Origin of the sequence: Pandoraea commovens, assembly GCF_902459615.1 — a bacterium.
In the GTDB taxonomy this organism is placed as follows: Bacteria; Pseudomonadota; Gammaproteobacteria; order Burkholderiales; family Burkholderiaceae; genus Pandoraea; species Pandoraea commovens.
The window spans coordinates 23,504-48,985 of record NZ_CABPSA010000010.1; the positions used below are offsets into that span (position 1 = coordinate 23,504).

Annotated in this window: 20 protein-coding genes; 12 read left to right on the forward strand and 8 right to left on the reverse strand. The window is 61.7% G+C overall.

The window, feature by feature from the left end; translation table 11 throughout:
* Positions 1–44: 44 nt before the first annotated feature.
* The 3 genes from PCO31010_RS23080 to PCO31010_RS23090 all read left to right on the forward strand — a co-directional run bounded on the left by PCO31010_RS23080 (position 45) and on the right by PCO31010_RS23090 (position 2,986).
* Positions 45–1,040, forward strand: a complete 996-nt coding sequence (locus PCO31010_RS23080; RefSeq protein ID WP_150666323.1) for a YVTN family beta-propeller repeat protein — start codon at positions 45–47, stop codon at positions 1,038–1,040.
* A gap of 76 nt (positions 1,041–1,116) precedes the next feature.
* A complete protein-coding gene (locus tag PCO31010_RS23085) occupies positions 1,117–2,043 on the forward strand; it encodes an EI24 domain-containing protein (protein WP_150666324.1) in 927 nt (308 codons plus the stop codon).
* A gap of 103 nt (positions 2,044–2,146) precedes the next feature.
* Complete coding sequence (locus tag PCO31010_RS23090) at positions 2,147–2,986, forward strand: competence/damage-inducible protein A (RefSeq protein ID WP_150666325.1); 840 nt, start codon at positions 2,147–2,149, stop codon at positions 2,984–2,986.
* Positions 2,987–3,091: 105 nt separating this feature from the next.
* Here PCO31010_RS23090 and PCO31010_RS23095 read toward each other — a convergent pair whose 3' ends face one another.
* A complete protein-coding gene (locus PCO31010_RS23095; protein WP_150666326.1) occupies positions 3,092–4,108 on the reverse strand; it encodes a zinc-binding alcohol dehydrogenase family protein in 1,017 nt (338 codons plus the stop codon).
* A gap of 140 nt (positions 4,109–4,248) precedes the next feature.
* On the opposite strand from PCO31010_RS23095, the gene PCO31010_RS23100 reads away from it, so the two are divergent.
* Positions 4,249–5,169: a LysR family transcriptional regulator gene (locus PCO31010_RS23100; RefSeq protein ID WP_150666327.1), complete on the forward strand. Its 921-nt coding sequence runs from the start codon at positions 4,249–4,251 to the stop codon at positions 5,167–5,169.
* A gap of 28 nt (positions 5,170–5,197) precedes the next feature.
* On the opposite strand, the gene PCO31010_RS23105 is transcribed toward PCO31010_RS23100, so the two are convergent.
* Both PCO31010_RS23105 and fnr read right to left on the reverse strand, forming a co-directional pair.
* Positions 5,198–5,620: a YybH family protein gene (locus PCO31010_RS23105; protein WP_174985106.1), complete on the reverse strand. Its 423-nt coding sequence runs from the start codon at positions 5,618–5,620 to the stop codon at positions 5,198–5,200.
* Positions 5,621–5,908: 288 nt separating this feature from the next.
* Positions 5,909–6,655, reverse strand: coding sequence for a fumarate/nitrate reduction transcriptional regulator Fnr (fnr, locus tag PCO31010_RS23110; protein ID WP_150666329.1), 747 nt, complete (start codon positions 6,653–6,655; stop codon positions 5,909–5,911).
* 338 nt (positions 6,656–6,993) lie between these two features.
* Here fnr and scpB point away from each other — a divergent pair, with 338 nt between their 5' ends.
* The 7 genes from scpB to truB all read left to right on the forward strand — a co-directional run bounded on the left by scpB (position 6,994) and on the right by truB (position 17,120).
* Entirely contained in the window at positions 6,994–8,145 is a 1,152-nt protein-coding gene (scpB, locus tag PCO31010_RS23115) for an SMC-Scp complex subunit ScpB (protein WP_150666330.1), read from the forward strand.
* A 153-nt stretch (positions 8,146–8,298) separates the two neighbouring features.
* The gene (locus PCO31010_RS23120; RefSeq protein ID WP_425495030.1) at positions 8,299–10,131 is read left to right on the forward strand and encodes a pseudouridine synthase; all 1,833 of its coding nucleotides are present in this window, start codon (positions 8,299–8,301) and stop codon (positions 10,129–10,131) included.
* A gap of 364 nt (positions 10,132–10,495) precedes the next feature.
* Positions 10,496–10,954 (forward strand): ribosome maturation factor RimP, encoded by a 459-nt coding sequence (gene rimP, locus PCO31010_RS23125; RefSeq protein WP_039398892.1) that lies wholly within the window; start codon positions 10,496–10,498, stop codon positions 10,952–10,954.
* On the forward strand, positions 10,951–12,426 hold the full coding sequence (gene nusA / locus PCO31010_RS23130) for a transcription termination factor NusA (protein ID WP_150577792.1): 1,476 nt from the start codon (positions 10,951–10,953) through the stop codon (positions 12,424–12,426). Before rimP ends, nusA begins: the two co-directional genes overlap by 4 nt.
* An 80-nt stretch (positions 12,427–12,506) precedes the next feature.
* Positions 12,507–15,473 (forward strand): translation initiation factor IF-2, encoded by a 2,967-nt coding sequence (gene infB, locus PCO31010_RS23135; RefSeq protein WP_150666331.1) that lies wholly within the window; start codon positions 12,507–12,509, stop codon positions 15,471–15,473.
* Positions 15,474–15,556: 83 nt separating this feature from the next.
* A complete protein-coding gene (gene rbfA / locus PCO31010_RS23140; protein WP_150666332.1) occupies positions 15,557–16,000 on the forward strand; it encodes a 30S ribosome-binding factor RbfA in 444 nt (147 codons plus the stop codon).
* A 133-nt stretch (positions 16,001–16,133) separates the two neighbouring features.
* Positions 16,134–17,120 carry a tRNA pseudouridine(55) synthase TruB gene (gene truB / locus PCO31010_RS23145; protein WP_150666333.1) on the forward strand — a complete coding sequence of 329 codons (987 nt, stop codon included), beginning with the start codon at positions 16,134–16,136 and terminating at the stop codon, positions 17,118–17,120.
* 56 nt (positions 17,121–17,176) lie between these two features.
* On the opposite strand, the gene PCO31010_RS23150 is transcribed toward truB, so the two are convergent.
* The 5 genes from PCO31010_RS23150 to PCO31010_RS23170 all read right to left on the reverse strand — a co-directional run bounded on the left by PCO31010_RS23150 (position 17,177) and on the right by PCO31010_RS23170 (position 23,899).
* Positions 17,177–17,389 (reverse strand): cold-shock protein, encoded by a 213-nt coding sequence (locus PCO31010_RS23150; protein WP_150666334.1) that lies wholly within the window; start codon positions 17,387–17,389, stop codon positions 17,177–17,179.
* A gap of 61 nt (positions 17,390–17,450) precedes the next feature.
* Complete coding sequence (locus PCO31010_RS23155; protein WP_150666335.1) at positions 17,451–17,903, reverse strand: hypothetical protein; 453 nt, start codon at positions 17,901–17,903, stop codon at positions 17,451–17,453.
* Positions 17,830–22,920, reverse strand: coding sequence for an RHS repeat-associated core domain-containing protein (locus tag PCO31010_RS23160; RefSeq protein WP_174985082.1), 5,091 nt, complete (start codon positions 22,918–22,920; stop codon positions 17,830–17,832). Before PCO31010_RS23160 ends, PCO31010_RS23155 begins: the two co-directional genes overlap by 74 nt.
* 155 nt (positions 22,921–23,075) lie before the next feature.
* Positions 23,076–23,285, reverse strand: coding sequence for a cold-shock protein (locus PCO31010_RS23165; RefSeq protein ID WP_150666337.1), 210 nt, complete (start codon positions 23,283–23,285; stop codon positions 23,076–23,078).
* Between the two features lie 119 nt (positions 23,286–23,404).
* Positions 23,405–23,899 carry an acyl-CoA thioesterase gene (locus tag PCO31010_RS23170; protein ID WP_039398880.1) on the reverse strand — a complete coding sequence of 165 codons (495 nt, stop codon included), beginning with the start codon at positions 23,897–23,899 and terminating at the stop codon, positions 23,405–23,407.
* A 325-nt stretch (positions 23,900–24,224) separates the two neighbouring features.
* Between PCO31010_RS23170 and PCO31010_RS23175 the strand changes: the two genes are divergently transcribed.
* Positions 24,225–25,403 carry a hypothetical protein gene (locus tag PCO31010_RS23175; protein WP_150666338.1) on the forward strand — a complete coding sequence of 393 codons (1,179 nt, stop codon included), beginning with the start codon at positions 24,225–24,227 and terminating at the stop codon, positions 25,401–25,403.
* Positions 25,404–25,482: the final 79 nt, after the last annotated feature.

The window sequence follows — 25,482 nt, forward strand, 5'->3', positions numbered from 1 at the left end:
TACAATAGCGGGACTTTTCCGAGCGATTTTCGAGAGACTCCGTAATGCGCAAACTTCTGATCGCTGCCAGTCTGGCGGCTTCCTTCGGTCTGGCGGCGCTGACCAGCCCCGCGCGGGCTGCGACGCCGACACCCGACAGCGTTGTGGTCGTGCTCAATTCGGCCGACGCGAGCGTCAGCCTGATCGACAAGGCCACGCAGAAGGTCATTCAGACGTTCCCCGTCGGCAAAGAGCCGCATCACCTGATGGCTACGCCGGACAACCAGTCGCTCATCGTCGCCAACTCGGTCGGCAACAATCTCGTCTTCCTCGATCCGAAGACGGGGCAGATTCAGCGCAAGATCGAGAACATCGAAGATCCGTATCAGATCGGTTTTTCGCCGGACAAGAAGTGGTTCGTGGCGAACGCACTGCGTCTGGACCGGGTGGACGTCTATCGCTTCGACGGCAAGAACCTGAGCGTGGCGCAGCGCATTCCCATCAAGAAGATGCCGAGCCACCTGGTGTTCACGCAGGACAGCAAGCTCGTCTTCATTTCGTTGCAGGAATCGAACGAAGTCGCCGCCATCGATCTGGCGACCCAGAAGGTGATCTGGAAGATGAAGGTGGGTGATAGCCCGGCCGGTGTGTGGCTCACGCCGAGCGACAAGTATCTGCTCGTGGGCATGACCGGTGCGGACTACGCGGCCGTAGTCGACTGGCGCAACCAGAAGGTCGTCAAGACGATTCCGACGGGTAAGGGTGCGCACAACTTCCGTTCGCTGGCCGATGGCAAGCACGTGCTGATCTCGAACCGCGTCTCCAGCACGATCAGCATCATCGATCAGGACTCGCTGACCAACGTCGGTAACATCACCGGGCTGCTGCCGGGACCGGACGATATGGAACTGACCGCCGACAAGAAGCAACTGTGGGTGACGTTCCGCTGGGCGCGCAAGGTCGGCATCATCGATCTGGCGTCGCGCAAGCTGATCAACACCATTCCGGTCGGACGCTCCCCCCACGGGATCTATTTCTACGACCGCGCGCCGGTGCTGTAACATCAAGGCCTTACTTTCCAAGGCCTGACCGTCCGGGCGTCGCAAAGACCCCCGGACCGGTTCGTACCGCACCTGCATGAACGATATACTTCGCGCGCTTGGCCGCGCGCTCGTGAGTCTGCTGCATCCCCGCATGCTGTGGCTCACCGCAATGCCCTTCATCGTCTCCGGTCTTCTCTGGGGCGCCGTGATCTGGTTCGGATGGGAACCGTTCACCGATTTCCTTCGCGTCTGGCTCGAACAGTGGGAATTCACGCAGTGGATTTACCGCTTCTTCGGCTATTTCGGCGTCGACAGCGTGCGCATGGCGCTCGCGCCTTTCATTCTCGTTGCGCTGCTCGTCCCGCTGATAGTCGTCACCGCACTGCTGCTCATTGCCGGATGGTCGATGCCAGCCGTGTTGCGCCATCTCTCGCGGCGGCATTTCATTCATCTTGAGGCACGTCAGGGTGGCTCGTTCTGGGGCAGCCTCGGGCAATCGCTCGGCGCGACGCTCGTCTTCCTGATTGCGGCCCTCATCACGTTGCCGCTGTGGCTCGTGCCACCGTTCTTCGCCATCGTCCCGCCGCTGCTGTGGGGTTGGCTCACGTACCGCGTCATGACGTACGACGCGCTGGCGTTTCACGCGAGTGCTGAGGAGCGGCGGCGATTGGTGCGCGAGAAGCGTCTGCCGTTGCTGGTGATCGGTGTGGCGACCGGGTTGCTCGGCTCGCTGCCGACGCTGTTGTGGGTCTCGTCCGTCGTCATGATCGTGCTGTTCCCGGTCATTGCGCTGCTCGCGATCTGGCTCTACGTGGTGATCTTCGTGTTCTCGGCGCTGTGGTTCGCCCACTATTGCCTGCGGGCGCTGTCGCGCATGCGCGCTGAAGACGCGCACCGGGAACCGACCTTCGCCGCAACAGTACTGCCCGAGGCGGGGGCGCCACAGCCGGAGAGCGAGGATTTGCCTCCGCGACTACAGGGGCCATCCGAGTCGCCGGGCTCGCCGAACGGTTCGCTCTGAAAGTGGCACAATCGTCACACTGCGCTGCCGCCGGGCAGCGCTGCACTATCACCCGGGGCACCCGGGGCCCCCACGGTCTGACGACAAGAGAAAAGGAAGCATCATGGCGGTCGGCATCATCATCATCGGCGACGAGATTCTCTCGGGACGCCGTCACGACAAGCACCTGCCCAAGTTCATCGAATTGCTCGCCGAGCGCGGCATGCAGCTCGGCTGGGCGGAGTATGTGGGCGACGATCCGGCGCGTATTACCGCCACGCTGCGCCGTACGTTCGCGAGCGACGACGTCGTCTTCGTGACGGGCGGCATCGGCGCCACGCCGGACGATCACACGCGTCAATGCGCGGCGGCGGCGCTCAATGTGCCGCTGGTGCTCACGCCGGAAGCCGAGGCGCTGATCATGGAGCGCATCGCCGACACGAGCCCGGACGGTCGCGCCGATATGACGCAGGCCGACAATCGCCATCGTCTGAAGATGGGCGAATTTCCGGTCGGTGCGCGTGTGCTGCCCAATCCGTACAACAAGATTCCGGGGTTCTCCGTCGAGCAACACCACTTCATGCCCGGGTTTCCGGTAATGGCGTGGCCGATGATGGCGTGGGCGCTCGACACGTATTACGCGGATCTGCATCACCTGACGAAACACACCGAACGCTCGGTGCTGGTGTTCGGTCTGGCCGAATCGACGCTCACGCCGCTCATGGAAGCCATCGAGGCCGAGTACGATGGCATCAAGGTGTTCAGCCTGCCGAGCGTGGGCGATGCCGAGCGCGGCGCGGTGTATGCGCGCCGCCACATCGATCTCGGCGTGAAGGGCGACCCGTCTCTGGTCGGCGCGGCTTTCGAGCGCCTGATCGCCGGGGTGGAGGCGCTTGGTGGCGAGATCATCCATCCCGCCGAGGCGGTGGCGCTGCCGGAGGGCACGGTGCCGTCCGGCAAGTGATGGCGGTGCGCTGAGGGCGTCCGACGGACCCCTCATAAACGCCAAAACGGCGCTTGCCTATGCGGGCAAGCGCCGTTTTCGTTTGTGCGCCGCCCGGCGCTCGCGTCAGAATCCGGCGAGCACCAGCTTGCCGATGGTGCGTCCGCCTTCGAGTTGCGCGTGGGCGCGACGCAGATTCGTGGCGTTGATCGGTCCGATCACCTGGCCGACCGTCGTGCGCAGCGTGCCCGCGTCCACCAGACGGGCGACTTCGGTCAGCAGCTTGTGCTGCGCAATCATGTCCGGCGTCTCGTACATGGCGCGCGTGAACATGAATTCCCAAACGAACGTGGCGCTTTTGCTCTTGAGCAGACCGATTTCCAGCGGCCCGGCGTTCTCCACAATCGAGCAGATCTTGCCTTGCGGCGCGACCGCTTCGGCCATCGCCGGGAAGTGCGTATCGGTGTCGTTCAGACACAGCACGAAGTCCACTTGCGGCAGGCCGATTGCTTTGAGCTGCGTCGGCATGTCTTGATAGTGGTCGATGACGTGTTGCGCGCCGAGCTGACGGCACCAGTCGGCCGATTCCGGGCGCGAGGCCGTGGCGACGACGGTGAGCTTGGCCAGACGTCGTGCGAGCTGAATGGCGATGGAACCCACGCCGCCTGCACCACCGACGATCAGAACCGACTTGCCTTCGTCGCTGCCATCGGGGGCCACGCCGAGGCGGTCGAACAGGGCTTCCCACGCGGTGATCGTTGTGAGCGGCAGGGCAGCGGCGTTCGCGAAGTCGAGCGACGCGGGCATATGGCCAGCGATCCGTTCGTCCACCAGATGGAACTCACTGTTCGCGCCGGGGCGCGTGATGCTGCCTGCGTAGTACACGGGGTCGCCAACCTTGAAGAGCGTGACGTCGGGGCCGACAGCTGCCACGGTGCCTGCGGCGTCCCAGCCCAGCACGCGCGGACTCGCTTCGACCTTGTCCTTTGGTGCGCGCACCTTGGTGTCGACCGGATTCACGGAAATGGCTTCGACCTTGATTAGCAGATCGCGCCCGGCTGGCGTCGGCGTCGGCAGTTCAACGTCTTCAAGCGACTTCGGGTCGTCGATCGGCAGATATCGGGTCAATGCAATGGCTTTCATCGTTTTCTCCTGAAAGTGGGGTGCAGCGCCTGCATGGGGTGACTTGGCGACGCACCGGATGCGATAGCGAGAGACTACGGCTAGTCGATTGCTTTGATAATTCGGATAATGCGGAAAAGATTTTTTGGGAAATCCATCAAATGGCATTGGACCTCGATACCGTAGCGTTGTTCGTTCGGGTTGCCGCCCTGGGGAATGTGTCGGCGGCGGGGCGCGAGCGTGGGCTGTCCCCGGCGACGGCGAGCACACGGCTCGTGCAACTCGAAGGCGTGCTGGGCGCCCGGCTGTTGCACCGTACGACACGGCGTGTGGCGTTGACGCAGGAGGGGGAGGTGTTCCTCGTGCAGGCGCAGACGTTGCTCGCGGCAGAGGCGCAAGCGTTGGCGAGCGTCGGGCAGGGATTCGCCGCGCCGCAGGGCCTGTTGCGGGTGTCGTGTTCGTCGTCGTTCGCGCGTCAGCATATTTCGCCCGCATTGCCCGAGTTTCTGGCTCGATATCCCGGTATTTCGCTGGATTTCCGATTGACGGACCGTGTCGTCGATCTGTTGGAGGAGGGCGTCGATATGGCGATTCGCGTTGGGGCATTGCGCGATTCGACGCTGATCGCGCGCAAGCTCGCGGCCAACCGGCGCACGCTGTGCGCGTCGCCCGCATATCTCGCGGCGCATGGCGCACCGAAGCATCCCGGCGATCTCGCGCAGCACGAGTGTCTGACGCTCGGCGACCAGCGCGACTGGCGGTTTGTGACGCCGGGCGGCCCGATGAGCGTGCGCGTGTCCGGGCGACTGGTGTCGGATAACGGCGAGGTGCTGCGCGACGCTGTGCTGGCGGGGTTGGGTATTGCGCTGAAGTCGACGTGGGACGTTGCGGCCCACTTGCAGCGCGGAGAGCTGGTGCCGGTGTTGCCTGCGTATCCGCTTGCGGAGGAGGTCGCGATCTGGGCCGTCTATCCGAGCCGGGTGTTCGTGCCGCCCAAGACACAGGCGATGATCGAGTTCCTGCAGGCGCGCTTCAGCCCGGTGCCGTACTGGGAGGCGCAGTGGCCGACGGCGGTGGATTAAGGTCCGACGAAGGCTGATTCAGGCCCACTCAATGGAGCCGATGCGTCCTCGGCATCTGCGACCCGGTGTCCTCGTGGCCGATGGCAGGGCTGGCATGATGCAGTACCAGACGCCAACCGTCAGCTTCTTTCAAATAGACGTTCGTGGCGAGCACGAACGCGAAGCGCGCTTCCGGCTGACTCTCGACCTGAATCTGCTCAAGAACGTTGCGAACGGCGCACAACGGGTTGTGCGCCACTTGAAGTTGATTCGCTATCACCTGTAAGCCGCCTTTGGCGAGGACCTCCTGCCAGCTTGCTCTGACCGCCGCCGGGCCGACGTGCCGTGGTCCCGCAGGGTGAATGCACACGACTTCCTCGTCTTCCGACCAGACATCCATCAGCAAGTCCGTATCGCCGGCGCGCAGCGCTTCGTAGAACGCGTGTTCGGCGTCTTCCGGACTGAGAAATATGGCAGCGGGCATAACGGCGTCCTCCATCGGAGACAAGCGCGTGTCGTATGCGTGGTCGCCCTCGACCGACAGGCGGGGCAGCGAACGCGCCGATTATGGAGCGTTTGCCGGGGCTTGTCGAACGTCGTTCCTTTTGATCTGGCGCAAGGCGCCGGGAGGGCCGCGCCGGTAGCTTATCGGTAATGGAGTAGTCGCGAATTGGCGACAAATCGGCAACGCGAGAAAGTCGCGGCGCTCAGTTCTGTGGGGATGTATGAGCGGGGGCGCTCCGCACCCCCGGCAGCCGGATCAGCAGTGATGCACGCCGGCGAGTTCGCGCAGGGCGACGCCGTCGATGATCTTGACGTGGCGTTGACGGATTTCGATCATCCCGTTCTGCGCGAAACGCGAGAACAGGCGGCTGACCGTCTCCAGTTTGAGACCCAGGAAGCTGCCGATTTCCTCACGGCTCATGCGCAGCACGAACTCGTTGGCAGCGTAACCCCGGGCGGACAGGCGCTCGGAGAGATTCAGTAGGAAGACCGCCAGGCGCTCCTCGGCGCGCATCGTCCCCAGGGCGAGCAGTTGCTGGTGCTCGTTGCGGATTTCCTGGCTCATCAGACGATGCAACTGGCGTTGCAGCGACGGCACCTGGCGCGAAAGCGTCTCAAGCTCGCCGAAGCGGGCGATGCACAGTTCGCTGTCTTCGAGCGCCACGGCAGTGGTGGGGTGATGGTTGTCGGCCACGGCGTCGAGGCCGATCAGTTCGCCCTGAAGGTGGAAGCCGACGACCTGTTCGCGGCCGTCGGGGGCCGTGACGCAGCTTTTGAGCGACCCGAAGCGAATGCCGTAGACGGCGGTGAGATCATCGTTGGCGTGATAGAGCACTTCGCCCTTTTTGAGGCGGCGGCGCTCGCTCACGAGTGCGTCCAGTCGTTCCAGCTCCGGCTCAGGGATGCCGACGGGCAGGCAGAACTGCCCTAGCGAGCATGTGGAACAACGAGGCTGGGCAACCGGAATGGGGTTGCCGGGAATGCGACCGATGTCGGTGGTCATGGAGGCCCCTGAAGTTATTCCGAGAGTTTACCATGAGGCGTCGACCCGTCGTTTCGACAGTCGGGACGCTAAGGTTTGTGACGGCGCTTTACGGGCGTGGATGTTTCAGTAATAATTGCGCACATACCGGACGTCCGTCTTGCCGCACTATCGGCCTGGGCGTTTTCCCGGCAGGTCGTTTCGAAGCATTCTGGTCGCGCCGCCGTCACTACGACCGAACACAATAGGGCGCGCGCTTATGCGAAACGGTAGTCTTCCATCGACGACCGTTTTCTGGTTCCAAGCATCCATTTATTCCTGATACCGGGTTGCCAAGCCCCCGGTCTGCTTAGTCGCACATGAATACCCAAGAGGCGAAACTCGTCCTCGAGACCGCGTTGATTTGCGCGCAGGAGCCGCTCAAGGTCGGCGATCTGCGTAAGCTCTTCAATGACGCCGTGTCTGGTGACACGGTGCGCGCGCTACTCGAGGAAATCCGCGTGCAATGGGATGGCCGAGGTGTGGAATTGGTGGCGTTGGCCACCGGCTGGCGTTTCCAGAGCCGTCCACGCATGCGTGAATACCTTGACCGCCTCAATCCAGAGAAGCCGCCGAAGTACTCGCGCGCTGTGATGGAGACGCTGGCGATCATTGCTTACCGTCAACCGGTCACGCGTGGCGATATCGAAGAGATTCGCGGTGTGACGGTCAACACGCAGATCATCAAGCAGCTCGAGGATCGTGGCTGGATCGAAGTGATCGGTCATCGCGACGTGCCGGGACGCCCCGGTCTGTATGCGACGACCAAGGACTTCCTGGACGACCTCGGCCTGCGCGCGCTCGATGCGTTGCCGCCGTTGGAAGACCCGGCCGCGCAGGCGCAGATCGATCTGCTGGCGCAGCAGAACATCGAATTCGGCGAGCGTGCCGAGGGCGAAGAGGGCGAAGCAGAAGCTACGGACGACGCGCCGGTGGCCGATGCCGAGGCACTGGCCCGTCTGGCGCAAACGCGTGCCGACGATTTGCCGCTCGCCCAGGGGCTGCCGGAAGGCCAGCGCCCGCCACCGGTCGGTGACGACGCGCTGTCGGAAGACGCGCTGCTCGACGCCGTGCTGGCCGAAGGCGAAGTGCAGGCATCGACCGATGTTGTGGCGCTCGACGCCGATGCATCGGCAGAGAATCCGCCCGACGTGGCGGAACTCGCGGACACGGCGCACGTCAGTGAGCAGGACGATGCCGATGCGCAACACGAGGAATTTTCCGAAGTATCGGAATCTGCGGTTCCTGTCGGCGACGATTCGCCGCAAGATGTGCAGAACGTCGATATAGAAGAAGGCGCGCAAGAAAGTGCGACGCAGGCGGCAGATCCCGCAGCGTCGTTGGCGCAAGAGGTTTCCCCGCACGCTGTCGACCCGGCAGCGAACGAAGCCGCCGCCGGGCAGCCTACGCCCGGTGCGATGGATGACGACGAGAACGACGGGGACGACAAGAATCTCGTCACCGGTACCTGAGGCGGCGGCGCTCTGCGCCGCGCACGCCTTCGGGGCCGTTAGCGATAAGAACGAAGTCGCGGCAGGCTTTTGCCGCGCATTCATGGTGCGAACACGGATCAGGGCAGCGACCTAAGCCTGCCCACGACGATCCCGTTTTCCAATGAGGTTGTGTTGAAACAAAACGAAGAATCCCAGGACCTGCACGCCCGCGATGCCGGTGCCGAAGCACGTTCGCCGGAAGGCGAGGGCGGCGATGAAAAGGCGTCGCGCCGCGGTTTGCGCCGTGGCCCGCGCAGTCTGATCGCGCGCCGCCGTGCGGCTCAGCAAGCCAAGCGTGAAGGCGACGACACCGGCGAGTTCGCCGGCTCGGACGCCGCGTCAGGCCAACCTTCTCCCGAGGCTCAGCAAGGCCCGGCGTCCGGTGCCGAAGGTGCGCCGTCCGCCGCGCAGACGCGAGGCCGTGCCAACACGCGCAAGCCGCGTGGCGGCAAGCGTGACGACGCCCAGCAGGCTGCGCAACCGGCACAGGCCGGCGGTGCTGCGCCGGGTGGCCGTCAGCAGCGCGGCGCTCAGGGTGCCCAAAATGCGCAGGGTGATCGAGGCGGCCAGGGCGCCGCGAGCAAGACGCAGGGTCGTGGCCGCAAGGGCCCGACGGGCGGGGCTCGCAGTGGTGCCGGTGGCAAGGGTGGCGCAGGGAATGCTGGCGACAGCGATCTGTTCGCCTTCGTGACGTCGGGCGGTTTCGATGGTGACGACGCCGAGGGCGACAACGCAGCCGCCAAGCGCGGTCGCCGTCCGGCCGATCGTCGCGTGCTCTCGCCCGACGACGAAGCGCCGAAGCTGCATAAGGTGCTGGCCGAGGCCGGTATGGGCTCGCGTCGCGAAATGGAAGAACTGATTCTTGCGGGTCGCGTGTCGGTGAATTCCGAGCCGGCGCACATCGGGCAGCGCATTTTGCCGACCGATCAGGTTCGCATCAACGGCAAGCTCGTCAAGCGTCGTATCACCAGCAAGCCGCCGCGCGTGCTGCTGTATCACAAGCCTGCCGGCGAAATCGTCAGCCATGCCGATCCGGAAGGCCGCACCTCGGTGTTCGACCGCCTGCCGCCGATGAAGACGGCCAAGTGGCTCGCCGTCGGACGTCTGGACTTCAACACGGAAGGTCTGCTGATCCTGACGACGTCGGGCGATCTGGCCAACCGTTTCATGCACCCGCGTTACGAAATCGAGCGTGAATACGCCGTGCGCACCGTGGGGCAACTGACCGAAGCGTCGCGTCAGCAACTGTTGCACGGCATCAAGCTGGACGACGGTGAGGCCAACTTCCTGCGCCTGAAAGATGGCGGCGGCGAAGGTTCGAATCACTGGTATCACGTGGCGCTGGCCGAAGGCCGCAATCGCGAAGTGCGTCGTATGTTCGATGCGGCCGGTTTGATGGTGAGCCGTCTGATCCGTACGCGTTACGGCCCGCTGACGCTGCCGCGCGGCCTCAAGCGTGGTCGCTATGAGGAGATGGACGAAGCGCAGGTGCGTTCGCTGTTCGCCGCTGTCGGCATGAAGATGCCCGGCGCAGCGTCGGACGAAAAGGGTGCGCGTAATGGCGCAAATGGTGGCCGTGGCGGTAAGGCCGGTGCCGCGAAGGAGCCGCGCCGTCAGCCGGATCCGATGCAAACGGCGCTGGGTGTCTTTGCTCGCGAGCCGGGGCAGTCGCGTCGTCCGCGCGCCAATCCGCTGACCGCGTTTGTCGGTCCGAGCGGCGGCTTTCAGACGCCGTCGCCGCGCGGTGAAGGTCGCCGCTTCGGCGGTGGCAATAGCACGGGCGGTTTCGGCGGTCAGTCGCGCGGTGGTAACAGCAGCGGCAACGGCGGAAATGGCGGAGGCGGTGGAAATGGGGGCTACGGCGGCGGCAACGCTAACGGCAATCGCAGCCGTGGCGGCAACCGGACGGGCGGCGGCGGAGGCCAGGGCAACCGTGGCAATCGCGGCGGCAACCGGTCTCGCTGAAGGGTGCCGATCTTGCATTGCGACAATGTGACACTGTGGCCTGTTCCTCAGGCATTTCGGGCGTCAAGCGTTGCAAATCGGCCCAAAACCATATAAAATCAATGAATAAGCTGGTTTGCGTGTCGGGCGTTCTGCTGCGATGCGCACCTCATGCGCAATGAGGCTGTAAGAAATGGGCGTTTCGCCCATTTTTTTTTGCCGCGAGCGTTTAGCGCGGCCGATGCCGCCACGTCGGGGAGTGGGTGTGTCGACTCAGGCACACCGGCCCGGACGGTCGAGGCAGGTATCGTGCGGCGTCCCATGCGGGGCGCGCAGACATGTCGGGCGCTGCTGATGCGCGCGAGTTTTTCTAGGGTGAGCAAAGTTGCAATTGCCAGAACTGATCGAGACCACGGTCGAAGGCCTGGGTTACGAGCTGGTCGATCTTGAGCGCGCGGGCGGCGGACTGCTGCGCGTGTATATCGATAAGCCGGAAGGCATCTCTATCGATGACTGCGAGACGGTAAGCCGTCAGCTCTCGCACGTCCTGATGGTCGAGAACGTCAATTACGACCGACTTGAAGTGTCGTCGCCGGGGCTTGACCGTCCGCTGCGCAAGCTGCGTGACTTCGAGCGTTTTGCCGGCGTCGAAATAAGTCTCACGTTGCGTGTGCCGCTTGAAGGCCGCAAGCAGTTCCGCGGCATTTTGCAGGCACCGCAAGGCGAAAACTTGAGCCTTGAGTTCGAAGGCAAGGGCGGCCCGGCGCTGCTCGAATTCACCCTCGCGGATATTGACCGTGCGCGCCTTGTGCCGCAGATTGATTTTAGGAGTCGCAAACGATGAGTCGCGAAGTATTGCTGTTGGTCGATGCGCTCGCGCGCGAAAAGAACGTCGACAAGGATGTCGTGTTCGGCGCGCTTGAAGCAGCATTGGCTTCGGCCACGAAGAAGCGCTACAGCGAAGACGTCGACATTCGCGTGCACATCGACCGTGAGTCGGGCGAGCACGAGAGCTTTCGTCGCTGGTTGGTAGTGCCGGACGAAGCGGGTCTGCAGGAGCCGGACAAGCAGATTCTGTCGTTCGAAGCCAAGGAAGACGATCCGTCCCTCGAAGTCGGCGACTTCGTCGAAGAAGCGGTGGAATCGGTCGAGTTCGGCCGTATCGGCGCGCAGGCGGCCAAGCAAGTGATTCTGCAGCGCATTCGCGATGCCGAGCGCGAGCAGATCCTCTCCGACTTCCTGGAGCGTGGCGAGAAGATCATGACCGGCACGGTCAAGCGTCTCGACAAGGGCAACCTGATCGTCGAGTCGGGTCGTGTGGAAGCACTGCTGCGTCGCGATCAACTCATTCCGAAGGAAAACCTGCGTATCGGTGACCGCGTTCGTGCGTACATCGTGAAGGTGGACCGCACGGCACGCGGTCCGCAGATCGAACTCTCGCGCACGGCACCGGAATTCCTGATCGAGCTGTTCGGCATGGAAGTGCCGGAAATCGAGCAGGGTCTGCTGGAGATCAAGTCGGCAGCTCGTGACCCGGGCATGCGCGCCAAGATCGCAGTGGTGGCTTACGACAAGCGTATCGATCCGATCGGCACCTGCGTGGGTATTCGCGGCACGCGTGTGCAGGCTGTGCGTAACGAACTCGGTGGCGAGAACGTCGACATCGTGCTGTGGTCGGAAGACCCCGCGCAGTTCGTGATCGGCGCGCTGGCGCCGGCGGCGGTGCAGTCGATCGTCGTGGACGAAGAGAAGCACAGCATGGACGTCGTCGTCGACGAGAACGAACTGGCGGTGGCGATTGGTCGCAGCGGTCAGAACGTGCGTCTCGCGTCGGAACTGACCGGCTGGCAGATCAACATCATGACGCCGGACGAATCGGCCGAGAAGCAGAACGAAGAGCGTGGCACGCTGCGCACGTTGTTCATGCAGCGTCTCGATGTGGACGAGGAAGTGGCGGACATCCTGATCGAGGAAGGTTTCTCGAGCCTGGAAGAGATCGCCTACGTGCCCCTGAACGAAATGCTTGAAATCGAAGCGTTCGACGAGGACACGGTCCATGAGCTGCGCAATCGTGCACGCGACGCACTGCTGACGCAGGCGATTGCCACCGAGGAGAAGGTTGAGGGCGTTGCGCTCGATCTGAAGAGCCTCGACGGCATGACGCCCGAGTTGCTGGCCAAGCTGGCCGAGCATGAAATTCAGACGCGCGATGATTTGGCCGAGCTGGCCGTCGACGAACTGACCGAGATGACCGGCGTCGACGAGGAAGCCGCAAAGGCCCTGATCATGAAAGCGCGAGAGCACTGGTTCCAATGATGACCTGCCCCGGCATGCATATGGAACAGTGAACTTTGAAGTTAACCGCAAGGCGCCTGGCCTTGCTTGAAGAGGTTTGAATGGCGAGCATCAACGTAGCCCAATTTGCTGAAGAACTGAAAATGCCGGCCGGCGTGTTGCTGGAGCAACTCAAAGCCGCCGGCGTGGACAAACTCAGCGCCGACGATTCCGTGACGGAAGCCGACAAGGCCCGTCTGCTGGAGCACCTGCGCCGTTCGCACGGCGCTGGCGACGGCGACAAAAAGAAGATTACTCTGACGCGTCGCCAGACCTCGGAAATCAAGCAGGCCGACGCGACCGGTAAGGCGCGTACGATTCAGGTCGAAGTGCGCAAGAAGCGCACCTTCGTCAAGCGTGACGACGTCGCCGAAGGCGCGGACAACGCGGCTGCCGCAGCAGAAGACGAAGCGCTTCGTCTGCGTGAGGAAGACGCACGCCGCGAAGCAGAGCGTCTGGCTGCGGAAGCGGCCGAGCTGAAGCGTCGCCAGGAACAACTGGAGCGCGAAGAAGCCGAGCGTCGCGAGCGCGAAGAGAAGGAAGCTGCCGAGCGCCGTGTGCGTGAGGAAGCCGAGCGCGCGGCTGCCGCTGCGAAGGCTGCAGAAGAGCAGAAGGCCAAGGCGGAAGCCAAGGCCGACGCCGAAGCTGAGAAGCAGGCGCAGCAGACCCGCGAAGAAGCCGACAAGGTTGCTAAGGCCGACGCCGAGAAGGCAGCGGAAGCCGACAAGGCTGCCGCCGCCAAGGCCGACGCCGAGCGCGAGCAGGCCCGCAAGGCCAGCGAGGAAGCCCGCGCTGCCGCCGAAAAGGCGAGCGCAGCTGCCGACAAGGCCCGTGCCGAAGAGGAAGCGATTCGCAAGCGTCGTGCTGCGGCGGAAGCCGAAGCGCGCGCCATTCGCGAAATGATGAACGCCCCGCGCCGCGTGCTGAAGGCACCGGAGCCGGCACCTGCTGCGGCCGCACCGGCCAAGGCGGACGCTGCCAAGGGCACGCTGCACAAGCCGGCCAAACCGGAAGGTGCCGCAGCAAAACCGGCAGACAAGAAGCCGGCCGCCGCACCGGCGTCGACGACGGCTGGCGCAGCGGACAAGAAGGACAAGAAGCCGGGCGCTTGGCAGAAGGATGCGGACAACCGCAACAAGCGTGGTGGTATGAAGACCCGCGGCGACGCGAGCGGCGGTTCGGATGGCTGGCGTGGCGGTGGTCGTGGCGGCCGTCGTGGCGACCGTCATTCGCAGGACGATCGCAATGCATTCCAGGCACCGACCGAACCGGTGGTGCGCGACGTGCACGTGCCGGAAACGATCAGCGTTGCGGATCTGGCGCACAAGATGTCGGTCAAGGCTGCTGAAGTCATCAAGCTGATGATGAAGATGGGCCAGATGGTGACCATCAACCAGGTGCTGGATCAGGAAACGGCGATGATCGTGGTGGAGGAACTCGGCCACCGTGCAATCGCCGCCAAGCTGGACGATCCGGAAACGCTGCTCGACCTCGGCAACGACGTGACGGAAGCTGAAGCGCTGCCGCGTCCGCCGGTGGTGACCGTGATGGGTCACGTCGACCACGGCAAGACCTCGCTGCTGGACTACATCCGTCGCGCCAAGGTGGCGTCGGGCGAAGCCGGTGGCATTACGCAGCACATCGGTGCGTATCACGTCGACACGCCGCGCGGTACGGTGACGTTCCTCGACACGCCGGGTCACGAGGCCTTTACGGCCATGCGTGCTCGCGGTGCACAGGCAACGGACATCGTGATTCTCGTGGTCGCGGCGGACGACGGTGTGATGCCGCAGACGAAGGAAGCGATTGCCCACGCGAAGTCGGCCGGTGTGCCGATCGTGGTGGCGATCAACAAGATCGATAAGCCGGATGCGAACCCGGACCGCGTGAAGCAGGAACTCGTGGCCGAGAGCGTGGTGCCGGAAGAGTACGGTGGCGATTCGCCGTTCGTCGAGGTTTCGGCCAAGACGGGTACGGGTATCGACGATCTGCTCGAGAACGTGCTGCTGCAAGCCGAAGTGCTGGAGTTGAAGGCACCGGTGGAAGCCCCGGCCAAGGGCATCGTGATCGAAGCGAAGCTGGACAAGGGTAAGGGTCCGGTCGCGACGATTCTGGTGCAGTCGGGCACGCTCAAGCGTGGCGACATGGTGCTGGCAGGTCAGGCTTATGGTCGCGTTCGCGCCATGCTGGACGAAACTGGCAAGAGCACGAAGGACGCAGGTCCGTCGATCCCGGTGGAAATCCAGGGTCTTTCGGAAGTGCCGGGCGCCGGTGAAGAAGTGCTGGTGGTTCAGGACGAACGCAAGGCACGTGAAATCGCGCTGTTCCGTCAAGGCAAGTTCCGCGACGTGAAGCTGGCCAAGCAACAGGCCGCGAAGCTCGAGAACATGTTCGAGCAGATGGCCGAAGGCGAAGTCAAGACGCTGCCCCTCATCATCAAGGCAGACGTTCAGGGTTCGCAGGAAGCACTGGCTCAGTCGCTCAACAAGCTCTCGACGCCGGAAGTGCGTGTGCAGATCGTGCACGCTGCGGTCGGTGGCATCAGCGAAAGCGACGTCAACCTGGCAACGGCTTCGAAGGCGGTCATCATCGGCTTCAACACGCGTGCCGATGCGCTGGCCCGCAAGCTGGCCGAGTCGAACGGTATCGACATTCGCTACTACAACATCATCTATGACGCAGTGGATGAGGTGAAGGCGGCAATGTCGGGCATGCTGGCGCCGGAGAAGAAGGAAGTGATCACGGGCCTCGTCGAAGTGCGCCAGACGTTCAGCGTGCCGAAGATCGGGAAGGTCGCGGGTTGTATGGTGCTCGATGGCTTCGTCAAGCGTTCGTCGCATGTGCGTGTGTTGCGCGAGAACGTGGTCATCTTCACGGGCGAGCTCGATTCGCTCAAGCGCTTCAAGGATGATGTCAAGGAAGTCAAGTCAGGCTTCGAGTGCGGTCTGTCGGTGAAGAACTTCAACGACATTACGGAAGGCGACCAACTGGAAGCGTTTGAAATCACGGAAGTTGCGCGCTCGCTGTAACGCGATTTGCACAACAGATGTGGAATGGCCCACCAAGCCGGGAAACCGGTGGCGTGGGCCATTGCATTACTAGCGAGTTTGTTATGGCAAAGAAACGTGGCGTTCCCGGTCGAAATCTTCGCATCAACGATCAGATCCAGCGTGATCTTTCGGAGTTGATCCAGCGCGAAGTGAAGGACCCGCGCATTGGTCTGGTCACGCTGCAAAGCGTGGAAGTGACGCCCGACTACGCGCATGCGAAAGTGTTTTACACGACGCTCACCGGCGATCCGAAAGCGACCGGCGAAGCGCTCAATGAAGCGGCTGGCTACCTGCGCAATCTGCTGTTCAAGCGGTTGCACATCCATACGGTGCCGACGTTGCATTTCCACTTCGATCAGTCGATCGAACGTGCCATCGAGATGTCGCGTCTGATCGACACGGCCAACGCGACCCGCGCTAAGGAAGATGCGGAAGCGGCCGAGGGCGACGACGGTGACGACGTCGACAGCGACGATGGCAGCGTCAACAAGGACGAAGGCAAGTAAGTCCTCCGTCGACGATGTCGCCTGCCGGACCGACCGGGCCAACGCGAAGCGCGCCCGGTAGTCCTGCGATGCCTGTGCCTCCGCGACGGAGGTCTGGCAACATCCCACAAGAATTTCTCAAGTACTCCCGCACATGACGGACCCGCGTTCGCAGGCACCCCGCCAAAAACTCCCTCGTTTCCCGCTCGACGGCGTGTTGCTGCTCGACAAGCCACTGGGCCTGTCGTCCAACGACGCCCTGATCAAGGCCAAACGTCTGCTTCAGGCGTTGAAGGCGGGGCATACCGGTACGCTCGACCCGCTCGCAACAGGATTGCTGCCGTTGTGTTTCGGCGAAGCGACGAAGTTTTCGCAGGACTTGCTCGAAGCCGACAAGACTTACGAGGCACGCGTGCGTCTCGGCGAGACGACGACGACGGGCGACGCGGAAGGGGAAGTGCTGCAAACGCGTCCGGTGACGGTGGACGAAGCGGCGATCCGTGCGGTACTGCCGCGCTTTACCGGTCCCATTTCGCAGGTGCCCCCGATGTATTCCGCGCTCAAGCGCGACGGCAAGCCGCTGTACGAATATGCGCGTGCGGGGCAGACCCTCGAACGTGAAGCCCGCAACGTCACGATCCATTTGCTGGAGATGACGGCGTGCGCGTTGCCGGACGAGAACGAATTCACCTTCCGGGTGACGTGCAGCAAGGGCACGTATGTGCGCACGCTGGCGGAAGACATTGGCGAAGCGTTGGGATGTGGCGCGCATCTGCGCGCGTTGCGCCGCACGGCGGTTGGCCCACTGACGCTCGACGGTGCGGTGACGCTCGAAGACCTGAGCGCGCTCGATCATGCGCAACGCGTGGAGAAGCTCGCGCCGGTCGATGCGTTGCTCAAGACGCTGCCGGTGGTGTCGCTCGACGAGACGTTGGCGAAGCGGTTCAGTCACGGCCAGCGTTTGCGTCTTGACGAGATACGCTGCCCGCAAGCCCTGCGCGAGTGCGCGGCGTCGCATGACGGCATCGAAGTGAAGGTCTACGCAGAAGCCACCGCAGAGACGGCCGCGCGACTGTTGGGTGTCGCGCGTCTGGACAGCGAAGCGCTGCTCACACCGCAACGGTTGCTGAAGACACAGTAAACGACGCCAATCGGAAGCGGCCGGGAGCGCAACTCAGCGGTCGGCCGCTGCCGAACTCACGAAGGGCTAAGCGCTTTGACGTTCATCGCCTGCAATCCCTTCACGGTCTTCGACACCTCAAATTCGACGCGCGTGTCTGCTTCGATGGGTTTGCCCCCATCGCTCACAATCTCGGAATAGTGAACGAAGACGTCCGTGCCGCCATCGTCGGGGGTGATATAGCCGTAGCCCTTGCTGCTATCGAACCATTTGACTTTACCTTGTGCCATGTTGGGCTCCTTCGGTGATTGCCTGACGACCGTTGCAACGCGAAGCCACGCGGACCACGCGTCACGACAGCATGCGCGCGCCTTTCCACCACTCGACACCGTCGAACATGCTGCTGATGCCAGCTTTCGCAAAGCCCGGCGCGGTGGTACTTAACGTGTTGCGACAGAACAGACCATCCGCGTCCGTGAAGACGTAGTTGGCATTGCGCAGCGTGTTCATCGCCTGCTCCAGTGACACGGGTCTCAAAGCACTCGAAACGTCCACGCCATATTGGTAAGACAATCGGTTGCGCACTTCGGACGCATCGAACACCGGGAGCTTGGCCAGCGCCGGGACATCCTTGATGTAGGGGGTCGCGTCGCTACGGGATAGCAAGGAGTTCGGCACGTTTGTCGAGGCCTCGTAGTAGTTTTTCGACAAGTCCGCGGCGCCGATCAGCTCACCATCGCCGCGCCCGCTCGGGTTGACGTTGAACTCTTGCCCTGTGTAGACGCCGGCGCTGTTGCGCGGCACTGGCGGAAAAGTAATCCTGGACCGGAGCGCCCCCCATGTGGAAGGCATCCTCGGCCGACCCGGATGAGAAAACGCCGATCCTTTCCAGGTGCGGTCCAAATGCCTGCAATTCGATTGGGTTAGAGATCGACTCCAGGTGCAGTATATTCACCCGATTCGTGCACTTGTTGGCCCAGGCGGTGATGCGGGCACGCAATGCGTTGCTGCCGAAACGTGTGCTCCCGTTCATTGCAAGCCTTGCCGCGCGGCCCATTAATCGCGACTGCAGCGCATTGGGAACCACGACACCGAGCCCCATGCCGAGATAGCCAAGAATGTCGGACAGCTCCGGATCGCTGTCTTCCAACACGGTCGACGCAATGCTGAACGCGCCGGACACGGCGGCAATTCCGATGAGGGCGACGGCCATAGCGAGCGAGGTGCCCGCAGTAAAGGGCGCAGCCAATATTTCGAAAACACCTGCAACGATGCGGAACTCCTTGGTATACATGGCTGGCATCGTACTGAGGCGGCTGTATTGCGCCACGGGGGCATGTCCACTCGGATCGTGATAATTCACCGGGTCGCCGCCGCAGTACACGTAGGCCGCACAGCCGCCCGCGCCAAACGGGCTCATGCTGTCCGGCGTCTGGAAGCGGCAAGCTTCCGGGTCGTAGTGGCGATACCCATTGCCAAGATGATAGAACCCTACGTAATTCAAAGGCTCGCCTTTGAATCCAAGCCACGTGACAGAACCGGGGTCGACATTTCGATAACCGTACGGCGAATAGCGATAGTAGGTGACGGCCTTGCTTGCGAGATCGAAACTTGCGAACACCGTGCCCGCCTGATCGCGCAGCTCGAACGAATATGAGTCCGTTGTTTTATCGCCGATGGTCGTCGACGCCTGTTGCAGAAGACAGGATGGGCTGTCGTTTTTCCATACCAGGATCCGACGCTGGAAGCCGTGCTTCTTCTCATCGTCCACCTGCGCGACGGCATATGCCTTTGAACCGCGATAGTGGTAGGTGTCGGTCCATTTTCCCTTTCCGGCAGATCCACCGCGAACGCGCCCCAGATCGTCGTAGCTGAAGACGTAGCCATCGTCTTTGCCGCTAGCAGTCGCAGAGCAGCTGTTTATCTGACCGTTGTCGTGATAGCTGAGGCTTCGCTTGCCATGTTTGGTCAGTCGGCCGGCGTTGTCATTTTCCATCGCTAGGCCGTCGATGGAGGCGATTACGCCGGGTCTTAGATGCTCATATTCCCGTCCGGTCGTTGATGTCGACAGCGCGTCTGGGCGGGTATTGCCCGTATAGAACGTGTTGTTGCTCCAGAGTACGTTGCCGATTCGGTCGTACCTGAAAGCCTGTTTGACGAACTTCTTGCCACCGTCGCCTTCGGAACCGGCGTGCGTGCAGTACCAGGTGGACAGGCGATGCGACTTGTCGTACTCGAAGTGATCGCCGTTGACACATATGTCATCCACGTTGAGCAGAATGCGATCGATACGGCCATCGTCCATGCGTTGACTTTCGATGGAATGGGTCTTAAGTCCCGCACACGTGAATTTTCGTTTGGTTTCGATGCCGGAGCGGTTATACGTGTAGAGCACCGTCATGGTGAGACCGCTCGCCACGGCTTTAATGTTTTCTTGCTTTAGCAGACCGTTATCGAAATATATAAAGGTGTTTTCACAGACGTCGCTCTTCATGCTCTTCAGACGGCCGAAGGCGTCGTATTGGTACTTCGTCTTGGTCCCTGTGATGTCTTGGAATTCGAGCATCTGGCCCCGGCGACTGAACATCGTTCTCGATAGGCGAGTGCCGGAATCGTCGGTGATGGTCTCGGTGTATTTGAGTCCCGTGCTGTCCAGTTCGCTCTTGTAGCCGCTTAGCGTTGCAGGGCGACTGCCGATGCCGTCTCGCCGGCCCCAGCGCGATGCACCCTCATAGCTGAACTTGGTGGTGTTGCCGTTGATCGTTTCCGTCGTGGGGCGGCCCAGTCCATCAATTGTTTGTGTCGCCAGCCCTTGTGCGACATCTTCTGCCGTGCGCTTAACGTAGCCGGCGATGGCAACATTGGCCAGGCTGGCTCCCGAATAGCTGTTGCCGATTTCGATGTCGTCGATTGTCGACGTGATCAGTCGGTCGAACTTGTCATAGGTAAAGTCCGTGGCGCCGCCGATTTTCGGCGTTAGCGTCCGAAGGCGACCGTAGCTGTCGTAGGTCAACGTCGTCGTGTCGCCCGCCATGATTTTTCGGTCACCGTCGATGGTTTCGGTACTGACCGAAGTCAGATTTCCGCCGACGTCGAACATGCTGAGTTTTCGGAAGGCAGGGGCGTTCGGCGCGCCTGAAGTTTCGACGAGCATGCGCTTGTCGGCGTCGTAGCTGCGCACCGTCTCGACGCTTCCCACGAGCATCGTTTCGCTCATGGCGGCGCTCGTGAGGACCAGCGTCTTGGTGTCCAACGCCTCGTCGCTCGCGCCCTTGAGCATTTTGGTGACGGTGCACATGTTGGTGGCATCGTCATAGGTCCAGGTCGTCGTCAGCGTGCTGCATTTCGCGTTAGCGTGGTCGTAGTCGAATTCCTCGGTTTGAGACAGGCGACCTTGCGCATCATAGGAACTCTTGACCATTTGCAACCACGTTTTTCCATCGGGACTTATCAACGCTTGCCGCTCACGTGAGAGTTCGTCCCTCACAACACGAGCGAGTTGTCCGGAAGGGGATTCGGTAGTTTGATACGCCCAGAGCTTGTCCTTGAGTGCGGTGATCGCGTAATCACGCTGCCCGAGCGTGACGTCGCCCCGCATGGCCTTTGTCGTCACAAGCAAGCCGGACTTGTCATAGGTGAATTGAGTCTTGAGGTTCTCACCGTCGATCGTTTCGTAGACACGACCCGTCATCGTGGAGCGCGTCTGGCTGGTGGTAACGGTGATGCCGTCTGCCGTTTGGGTCTTGGTTTTGATAGTGACCTTACGGCTATCTTTCGCGTCCTTCGTGTAGACGAAGGTGGTTTTAAGTTCCGATTCAGGCAACTTGTAGCCTATATCGGCGAGCAGCCAGGTGTGGTGGGTGCTGACTTGCCCAAACCCGGGATCGTCGGCGTTGGTTTGATAGTTGTTTTCCTCCAGGTGCATCGACCGGTCGGCCCACTTGCCCCTTGTTGTGTTGAGTCGGAATCCACGCGCGTTAGTCTTGCTCTGCGCCGTGAGGCTCTTGTTCAGATCGTCGATCTGGGTCTGAATGATTGCCTTATCGTCCTTATTGCTGGTGCTGTTGCACTGCTTCGCCAGACTGTCGAGCAGTGCTTTTGCGGCGTCTTTGGCGACTTTCAGTTGTTCCGCGCTGACGTCGACTTCTTCGTAGGACGGCTGGAGCACCGTTAGCTTTCTATGAGGAAGCGGGACATGTGGCCGTGAGACATTGGGAACCGTTTTCGGGATGAACTTGAGGTAACTAAAATAAGTGAGTCTTTGCGGGTGGAGCTTGTCGCCATTTTTCCGGTAGACGATTTCCGACTCAACGTGCGACGTCAACCCGCTAGGGTCACCGGGATAGTTCATGTCATAGGGGAGTTGAAATGCAGTCTTCGCGTAGTTGTTATCGGTGACAGCCATGTCGACCGTCGTGTCGATTTTGGTGCCCCACGTCAATCCGCCTGAGCCGAACGCGACGAACCCCAGGCCAATAGGATTAACGTAATCGAGCGCTTTCAGGAGAAGTCCGAAGAAACTTGTGTCCTGATAGTTGGTTGCCTTCTCGACGACGGTGTAGGCGTTGTAGTTATTGAAATAGGTCCATTCCGTCACTGTGTCGTCTTTCGTCGACTTGACGAGGTTGCCGATGGCGTCGTATTCGAGCGTCAGCTCATCGACGATCACACCACCAATCTTCTTGATCGATTTATGTGTCGCGATGCCACGCGCTTCGTCGATGCTGACGCTTTGCTCCTTGAGGACGGTGACGCCGGCAGCGGTGACGGCCTCGGTTTGGCGCCTGTCTTCGGAGGTGTACACGCGCGTGAGGACGGTCTTGTCTTCTTGCGTGCAGGTAACGGTGGTTTTGCCGGTTTCGTACTTGTAGCTTTCGACCAGGGGGGCAATGCCGCCGCCCGGAGATAGGGTGTGCTTGACGATCCGGTTGCCATTGAATTCCATGGATTCGGTGTGCGTCGACGTTTCCACGACCGCCGGATCGCCGGCCTTGTCCGAGGGAACCGATGTCTGTCGGCGAACTTCGAGTTTTGCGACTTGCCCGTCGTGATTCTCAAGGTAGTAAATCGTCTTAGCAGATCCGGTAGCACTGGCTACTTCAATCGTTTGCTTGAACCCAAAGGACGTGGTGACCTCCGTCGACGTAAGGATGACTTCCTGGTCGCTATTGGGGAATAGGATGGCTTTCTGAAAGGCCGATGCGGTCTTGCCAGTAGATCCGATTGTGCGCTTCGTCTTGACCCATTCGACTTCAAGAATCCGCCCGTCGTCGTCGTCGATGGCAGTGACGCGCGGACCCTCCCAGAACTGTTTCCACTCATATTTCAACGACCTGCCGGAAGGCGAAACATAGCGAGTAGGACAAACCCAGCCGTCGCATTCCGCGTCCGCAGTGGATGGCATCCCGAAAGCCGAAATCACAACAAAGGTCTCGCACGCCCCGTTCTTGTGATACACGACGACATCATCGCCATTGCGCTCGCTCAAAAAGTCGCCACCATTGAAGGTGTCGCCCGATTCCAACTCGAAATTTAGCGATCTGCCGTCGCAAAGGGGTAAGCTCGTAAAGCGGTCCTTTGAGGGAGCTATCCCCACCGTCATGACCCCGAAGGGAACGATGTTCAGATCGCCCTCATGCGCCTTGCACGAGAGAGCGAGCAAGAGTGACGGTGAAGCAATGACGTCGGCAAACAACCCCGCAATCGGAATTCGCAGGATGCCTTCGCCGGTCTGCGGACTGATGAGGATCTTGCGGTTCAGGTCTGCGTAAGTTTCAAACGCTAACTGAGCACTGCCGCTGAAGTGTTTGATCGCGCTCATGATCGGGCTCTCTCCAGGACGGAGAGGACATTCCAGCACCGGATCGAATCGCCGGTAACTGTCAACGTTGACAGGCACCGCGCCCGGCATTGAAGCGCTGAAGACTTCTGGAGGAGGGACCTGTCAACGTTGACAGGTCATCGGCCTGAACGGCCTTAGTCGGACGCGTTGCGAACGTTCATCGCAAGCAGATAGGCGTCTCCGCGGGTGGTCTCGTACTCGACGATCTGACCTGTCTGAAGCTGGGAGGCACCGGGCGTGCAAATCTCGCTTTCATGGACGAAAACGATTTCTCCGCCCCCATGCGGCGTGATGAATCCATACCCCTTTTCCGGGTAGTAATCCTTGACGGTGCCGCGCGGCATGATTTGCTCTCCTTCGAAGCGACAAATCGAAACCCGGTGCCTGAATCTGCTATTGCCGCACCACGGGCGGCATACCGACTCTGCGGACGGGGGACGTCCGCATGACCTGATCGGACGCGTCAGCTGGCGACGTTTTCCGGCTTGAGTTCGACGATGGCGTCGAGCGCGGCTTTCACGTCCATGGCGTACTTGGCCAATGCCTTCTGCTCGTCGGTTTTCGGCTCGAAGGACGGCACGCCCACCGGGTGGTTGCTCTCGTCGACGGCGACGAACACCATCAGGCAGTCGGTCGTCTGACGCAGTTCGCCCCACTTCGGATCGCCCGCGTGAACCGACACGTGGATGTGCATGCTGGTGCGGCCGGTGGCCACGATGCGCGCGCGCAGTTCCACCAGATTGCCCACCAGAATCGGACGACGGAAGCGGATATTGCCGACGCTGACCGTCACGCAATAGCGGCCCGACCACGTCGCGGCGCAAGCGTAGGCCACTTCGTCGATCCACTTCATCAGCGAGCCCCCGTGTACCTTGCCGCCGAAGTTGACGGCAGCCGGTTCGGCCAGAAAGCGGAAAGTGACTTCAGAGCGTTCGATCGGGTTCTGCGGGGTATTCATGGTGTTTTGTTTTTGCTGACGGATAGTACTTTCCCGGCCGTCGAACGGCGTGTGACCGTGGGGGCGTCAGGCCGGGGGATGCGCAATGATACTGCGATTGCGTCACACCTGCCGATGCCCGGCCCGATCCACCGTTTCCCGACCCGGCACCCGGGAGCGAATTCCGCAAGCGCCCGGTGCGGCGCGCGGCGCAGAGTGTCGCGGTTGTGCCAGCGCAGGCCTCGGTCGTGGCGAGGTTTGTCAGGGCCGAAACCAACGAGTAGGGCGGTGCGTCATGATCCAGACTCCAGGTGGTTCTCCACACGTTTGCATTCCGATCGAGCGTATGCGGGCGCCTCTGTCCGAGACCCTGTCGCACGAGCACGACGCTGCGACAGTCCCCTTGCTCAACGACTTCGAAAATGTACGCAACGCCAACGCGTCTGCGACGCTCGATGCGCCGTTTGGCGAAGATAGTTCGATGGCAGACGTCGAAGCCGGGATGAACGAGATTCTGCGTGAAGTGATGGCGCAACAGTTTGCCGCGAAAGCTCTGCCTCCCGATGATGGCGACAACAATTCGAAGGTCGAGGGTGCTGTTTCGGACGCACCTCATACATTGACGGCACCGGGTGCGTCCCTGCTGTCGTTGTCATCGCCCACAGACGCTCTCGCGCCCGCCGGGCCATCGGAACCCGCCGCCGTCGCAATGCCGGTCAGCTATCCCGGGCTGCTTGGGATCGTTGTGGTGGCGACCCATGTCGCTAATCTGGCGAGTCAGCTGGTGAGTTGCTTGTCCCCGTACATCGCGCCCGATCTCTTCTCCCGGTGGGCGAACGTCATGGTCTGCGAATGGGTGCGGCCTGGGAAACCGCGCGTGACCCGGGAGGCGAGTTGCAAGGTGTTGGTCGTCGGTAACGCGGTATTTACCCCGGGGATGATGGTGGCGCCGTACTTCGCTGTGCTCGCACTAGGCGACCTGATCTGTTGGGGGAAGGAATTCCGGAACCCCGGCAGTCAGCCGTTTCAGGGCGACAGCCTGGCGAATCTGATCTCATGGATCAATTCGCGTGGCGGGTTTGCGAAGGTGCTGGACGTGTTAGGGCCGGGGACGCAAAAAGTCACGGGAGACGATTTGCCCGTCAAGGTATCGTTGCCCAAACGCGCGGTATCGGGGATTTTCGACAAAGTTCGCAATGCGCTGGCACATCACGACGATCCGCAATGGCAGAAGTCCATCGCGAGGCAAATTCGACAGGCGTCTGCTGCGGCGTTCGTGATTCTGATTGCGCGCTTGCCGTTCAGCGACGACACGGTGTCGCTGCCCGCAGGGTTGCTGGATTTTTACACGTGGCTGGAGAAGGCGGGGGCCGCGACAAAGCTGGCAGCGGCCAGCGCCGAGTCGCTCGTGAAGCCTGTGCAGTCAGAGGTCAGCGGTGGTGGCGACGCAGACGTTGGCGACCCTGTAGATCCCGAGGCACTTCAGAGTGTTTATGTCGATTCACCTGAGCTCGTGGATCATTGACGATCTCAAACGCCGCGCCCGCCGTCCCAAAACCGCAAGAACATACAAGACGATGGCAAGCCGGGTTCGCTATGCTGCG

Bases quoted from the DNA above. Each gene is read 5' to 3' on its own strand.
- PCO31010_RS23080 (WP_150666323.1), top strand. From the start codon at position 45: ATGCGCAAACTTCTGATCGCTGCCAGTCTGGCGGCTTCCTTCGGTCTG.
- PCO31010_RS23085 (WP_150666324.1), top strand. From the start codon at position 1,117: ATGAACGATATACTTCGCGCGCTTGGCCGCGCGCTCGTGAGTCTGCTG.
- PCO31010_RS23090 (WP_150666325.1), top strand. From the start codon at position 2,147: ATGGCGGTCGGCATCATCATCATCGGCGACGAGATTCTCTCGGGACGC.
- PCO31010_RS23095 (WP_150666326.1), bottom strand. From the start codon at position 4,108: ATGAAAGCCATTGCATTGACCCGATATCTGCCGATCGACGACCCGAAG.
- PCO31010_RS23100 (WP_150666327.1), top strand. From the start codon at position 4,249: ATGGCATTGGACCTCGATACCGTAGCGTTGTTCGTTCGGGTTGCCGCC.
- fnr (WP_150666329.1), bottom strand. From the start codon at position 6,655: ATGACCACCGACATCGGTCGCATTCCCGGCAACCCCATTCCGGTTGCC.
- scpB (WP_150666330.1), top strand. From the start codon at position 6,994: ATGAATACCCAAGAGGCGAAACTCGTCCTCGAGACCGCGTTGATTTGC.
- nusA (WP_150577792.1), top strand. From the start codon at position 10,951: ATGAGTCGCGAAGTATTGCTGTTGGTCGATGCGCTCGCGCGCGAAAAG.
- infB (WP_150666331.1), top strand. From the start codon at position 12,507: ATGGCGAGCATCAACGTAGCCCAATTTGCTGAAGAACTGAAAATGCCG.
- rbfA (WP_150666332.1), top strand. From the start codon at position 15,557: ATGGCAAAGAAACGTGGCGTTCCCGGTCGAAATCTTCGCATCAACGAT.
- truB (WP_150666333.1), top strand. From the start codon at position 16,134: ATGACGGACCCGCGTTCGCAGGCACCCCGCCAAAAACTCCCTCGTTTC.
- PCO31010_RS23150 (WP_150666334.1), bottom strand. From the start codon at position 17,389: ATGGCACAAGGTAAAGTCAAATGGTTCGATAGCAGCAAGGGCTACGGC.
- PCO31010_RS23160 (WP_174985082.1), bottom strand. From the start codon at position 22,920: ATGAGCGCGATCAAACACTTCAGCGGCAGTGCTCAGTTAGCGTTTGAA.
- PCO31010_RS23165 (WP_150666337.1), bottom strand. From the start codon at position 23,285: ATGCCGCGCGGCACCGTCAAGGATTACTACCCGGAAAAGGGGTATGGA.
- PCO31010_RS23170 (WP_039398880.1), bottom strand. From the start codon at position 23,899: ATGAATACCCCGCAGAACCCGATCGAACGCTCTGAAGTCACTTTCCGC.
- PCO31010_RS23175 (WP_150666338.1), top strand. From the start codon at position 24,225: ATGCGGGCGCCTCTGTCCGAGACCCTGTCGCACGAGCACGACGCTGCG.